Origin of the sequence: Dubosiella newyorkensis, assembly GCF_001945605.1 — a bacterium.
Lineage (GTDB): Bacteria > Bacillota_I > Bacilli_A > Erysipelotrichales > Erysipelotrichaceae > Dubosiella > Dubosiella newyorkensis.
Genome location: NZ_MPKA01000007.1, coordinates 1 through 1,138 on the forward strand (window position 1 = coordinate 1; position 1,138 = coordinate 1,138).

The 1,138-nt window shown below is 48.1% G+C and carries 2 protein-coding genes; both read left to right on the forward strand.

Going from position 1 to position 1,138, the window contains the following annotated elements; genetic code table 11:
* On the forward strand, positions 1-275 hold a 275-nt coding region (locus BO225_RS00085), incomplete at its 5' end, for an integrase core domain-containing protein (protein ID WP_143356704.1).
* Positions 276-472: 197 nt separating this feature from the next.
* On the forward strand, positions 473-1,138 hold a 666-nt coding region (tnpC, locus tag BO225_RS00090; RefSeq protein WP_143356705.1), incomplete at its 3' end, for an IS66 family transposase.

Consider the following 1,138-nt stretch of genomic DNA (forward strand, 5'->3'; position numbering starts at 1 on the left):
ACAAAAACAAGACAGAAGGAATGGAAAGATCGTATTCGAGAAAAGGCAATCCATGGGACAACGCCTGCATCGAAAGCTTTCATTCACTGATCAAGAGAGAATGGATCAACTTCTACCATTTCGAAACGATGAAAGAAGCAAAGAAAGCCGTATTCGAATATATAGAAGGATTCTACAATACGATCCGGATCCATTCCCATTGCGGATACGAATCCCCGATGGAATACGAGAAAAACTACAAGATATTGAAAAAGATGCGTTTAGAAAAAAATTGAGAAGCGGCATTGACAATGGGGATCCCTAAGATAAGCTTGGGGCTTTTCAAGCCGCAGCAAAAGCTGGGAGTTTGAAAAGCAACAAGAAATGGGTTCTTAGGGATGGGGACCCGTAGTCAATGGAAAGCGGAACAAATTTTTTCGGATTTGTCAAAAACAGAAATTTAGATTGTCCTCAAACTTGACATAGTACCAACGTGCTTTTCAAAACCGAAGCCCCTCTTCCCGTCATTCCGCATTCTTTTGCGAGCGCGGAAGCGATCGCTCATGTAGCCAACGAGCGTTTTGTCAAAAGCGTACCCTACAACCGGCAGGAGAAGGAGTGGAAATGGCTGGGTCTCTCCATCAGCCGGAGAACGATGTCCAACTGGATCATGGCGGTCTCCGAACTCTATCTTGAACCTGTCGTTCTCAAGATGAGAGAACATCTTCTGAAAGAAGAACTGTGCCACTGCGACGAGACTCCGATCCAGGTGCTCCGCGAAGAAGGGAGAAAGAACACTTCCAAATCGTGGATGTGGGTCTACAGCTCGGCGGCTGTTTCTCGAAAGCCGATCCGGATCTTTCAATACGCTCCCGGAAGAGGAAGCCGATATCCGAAAGCGTTCCTGGAAGGTTTTGAAGGATTTCTGGTAACCGACGGATATGGAGGCCACAGCCAGATCGAGAATACAAAACGAGCATTGTGCTGGGCGCATGTCCGCCGGAAGTTTTTCGAGGCTCTTCCGAGCGGCGCAAAAAACATCCAAGAAACAGAAGCGTATCGAGCGCTCGAAAGAATCGGACAGATCTTCCATGTCGAGACGGAGCTGCAGAAACTGGAGCCTGCAAGGCGGGCCAAAGAGCGGGATCGGATGGAACGG